The sequence below is a fragment of the Streptomyces sp. S6 genome (genome assembly GCF_054880855.1).
The window spans coordinates 1-3414 of record NZ_JBTYMC010000486.1; the positions used below are offsets into that span (position 1 = coordinate 1).

A 3414-nucleotide genomic window follows, 5' to 3' on the forward strand; every position below is an offset into this window, starting at 1 on the left:
CGCCGGAGCGGCCGAAGCCGGCCTCGGCGCGCTCGGCCGGCCCCGCCCCGCCCGGCTCTTCGCATCCGAGGAGGCCGCCTGATGCTCGACCAGCACAGCTCGGCAGGTTCCCCCGCCTCCGGCACCGTGATCAGAGGAGAAACTGTGCCCCCTGTGCCTCCGGCCTCGCCGGCCGACGCTCGACGGACGGCGGTCGACGTGGCCGCGCTCCTGGAGCGCGGTCGCACCCTGGCCACCCCGGTGCTGCGGGAGGCCGTCGGTCGGCTCGCTCCCCCCATGGACACCGTCGCCGCCTACCACTTCGGCTGGATCGACGCCCAGGGCAACCCCACCGAGGGCGACGGCGGCAAGGCCGTGCGCCCCGCGCTCGCCGTGCTCTCCGCCGAGGTCACCGGCGCCGACCCGGCCGTCGGCGTGCCCGGCGCGGTCGCCGTGGAACTCGTCCACAACTTCTCCCTCCTGCACGACGACCTGATGGACGGCGACGAGCAGCGCCGCCACCGCGACACCGTGTGGAAGGTGCACGGCCCCGCCCAGGCGATCCTCGTCGGCGACGCCCTGTTCGGCCTCGCCTACGAGGTCCTGCTGGAGTCCGGCACCGCGGGCGCCGGGCGCGCGGCCCGCCGCCTCACCAGCGCGACCCGGGCCCTCATCGACGGCCAGGCCCAGGACATCTCCTACGAGCACCGCGACCGCGTCAGCGTCGAGGAGTGCCTGGAGATGGAGGGCAACAAGACCGGCGCGCTGCTCGCCTGCGCGTCCTCCGTGGGCGCCGTCCTCGGCGGGGCGGACGAGAAGGACGCCGACACCCTGGAGCGCTACGGCTACCACCTCGGCCTCGCCTTCCAGGCCGTGGACGACCTCCTCGGCATCTGGGGCGACCCCGTCGCCACCGGCAAGCAGACCTGGTCCGACCTGCGCCAGCGCAAGAAGTCCCTGCCCGTCGTGGCCGCCCTCGCGGCCGGCGGCAGCGCCTCCGAGCGGCTCGGCGACCTGCTCGCCGCCGACGCGAAGAGCACCGACTTCGCGAACTTCTCCGAGGAGGAGTTCGCGGCCCGCGCCGCCCTCATCGAGGAGGCGGGCGGCCGGGAGTGGACCGCGGCGGAGGCCCGCCGTCAGCACACCATCGCCATCGAGGCCCTCGGCGACGTGGACATGCCCGAGCAGGTGCGGGACAAGTTCACGGCGCTCGCGGACTTCGTCGTCGTACGAAAGAGATGATCACTATCGGTCGAATAGCCCTCGCGTAGTCGCCGGCCGGTGCCGCGAGGAGAGCGGACAGCACCGGCCGACGGCGGACCCACAGCAGCACGACTTCGCACGACTGCACTGATAGGGGAAGCCATGACAGCGACGACCGACGGAAGCACCGGGGCCCTGCCGCCCCGCGCTGCCTCGGCCAGCGACACCGACATCACGACCCCCGTGGCGGCCGGGGTACAAGAAGCCGCCGAGCGTGCCATGCGCCGCGCCACCGACCACCTGCTCGCCCACCAGGACGCGCAGGGCTGGTGGAAGGGCGACCTGGAGACCAACGTCACCATGGACGCCGAGGACCTGCTGCTCCGTCAGTTCCTCGGCATCCGCGACGAGAAGACGACCCAGGCGTCCGCCCTGTTCGTCCGGGGCGAGCAGCGCGAGGACGGCACCTGGGCCACCTTCTACGGCGGACCCTCGGACCTCTCCGCGACCATCGAGGCGTACGTCGCCCTCAGGCTCGCCGGGGACGACCCGGGCGCCCCGCACATGCTGAAGGCCGCCGCATGGGTGCGGGCGCGCGGCGGGATCGCCTCCGCGCGGGTCTTCACCCGGATCTGGCTCGCGCTGTTCGGCTGGTGGAAGTGGGAGGACCTGCCCGAACTCCCGCCGGAGCTCATCTACTTCCCGCGCTGGTTCCCGCTGTCGATCTACAACTTCGGCTGCTGGGCGCGGCAGACGATCGTCCCCCTCACCGTGGTCTCCGCGAAGCGCCCGGTGCGTCCGGCGCCCTTCCCGCTGGACGAGCTGCACACCGACCCGGCGCGGCCGAACCCGCCCAAGCCGCTGGCGCCGCTGGTCAGTTGGGACGGGCTGTTCCAGCGGCTCGACAAGGTCGTGCGGGGCTACCGGCCGTTCGCGGTGCGCCGGCTGCGCAAGGCCGCGCTGAACTCCGCCGCCCGCTGGATCGTCGAGCGGCAGGAGAACGACGGCTGCTGGGGCGGGATCCAGCCGCCCGCCGTGTACTCGGTGATCGCCCTGTACCTGCTCGGCTACGACCTCGAACACCCCGTCATGCGCGCCGGGTTGGAGTCGCTGGATCGTTACGCCGTGTGGCGCGAGGACGGCGCGCGGATGATCGAGGCGTGCCAGTCGCCCGTGTGGGACACCTGCCTCGCGACGATCGCCCTCGCGGACGCCGGAGTGCCCGCGGACCACCCGCAGCTGGTGAAGGCCGCGGACTGGATGCTGGGCGAGCAGATCGTGCGGCCCGGCGACTGGTCCGTGTCGCGGCCAGGGCTGCCGCCGGGGGGCTGGGCGTTCGAGTTCCACAACGACAACTACCCCGACATCGACGACACCGCCGAGGTGGTCCTCGCGCTGCGCCGGGTGCGCCACCACGACCCGGAGCGGCTGGAGAAGGCGATCGCGCGCGGGGTGCGGTGGAACCTCGGGATGCAGTCCCGGGACGGGGCGTGGGGCGCGTTCGACGTCGACAACACGAGCCCGTTCCCCAACCGGCTGCCGTTCTGCGACTTCGGTGAGGTCATCGACCCGCCGTCCGCCGACGTCACGGCGCACGTCGTGGAGATGCTCGCCGTCGAGGGGCTCTCCCACGACCCGCGCACCCGGCGGGGCATCGCCTGGCTGCTGGCCGAACAGGAGCCGGACGGCTCGTGGTTCGGGCGCTGGGGCGTCAACTATGTGTACGGCACCGGCTCGGTGGTCCCCGCCCTCACCGCCGCCGGCCTGCCCGCCCAGCACCCCGCGATCCGCCGCGCCGTGTCCTGGCTGGAGCACGTCCAGAACGACGACGGCGGCTGGGGCGAGGACCTGCGCTCCTACCAGAACTCCACGAAGTGGGCGGGCAGCGGCGCCTCCACCCCCTCCCAGACCGCCTGGGCCCTCATGGCCCTCCTCGCCGCCGGAGAACGCGGCTCCCTCGCCGTCGAACGCGGCATCACCTGGCTCGCCGCCACCCAGCACGACGACGGCTCCTGGGACGAGCCCTACTTCACCGGCACCGGCTTCCCCTGGGACTTCTCCATCAACTACCACCTCTACCGCCAGGTGTTCCCCCTGACGGCCCTCGGGCGGTACGTCAACGGGGAGCCGGTGTTCGCGAGGGGGGCGGCGGAGACTAAGGGGAGCACCGGGCGGGGCGCCGCCGAGGCGAGGGCCGGCACCGCCGCCTCCCCGCACCCGCACGCCGAGCCC

Annotated in this window: 2 protein-coding genes; both read left to right on the plus strand. The window is 73.4% G+C overall.

Annotated elements, in window-relative coordinates; genetic code table 11:
- Positions 1–153 precede the first annotated feature (153 nt).
- Positions 154–1221, plus strand: coding sequence for a polyprenyl synthetase family protein (locus tag ACVNF4_RS34010; RefSeq protein ID WP_461806729.1), 1068 nt, complete (start codon positions 154–156; stop codon positions 1219–1221).
- Between the two features lie 123 nt (positions 1222–1344).
- On the plus strand, positions 1345–3414 hold a 2070-nt coding region (shc, locus tag ACVNF4_RS34015; RefSeq protein WP_461806728.1), incomplete at its 3' end, for a squalene--hopene cyclase.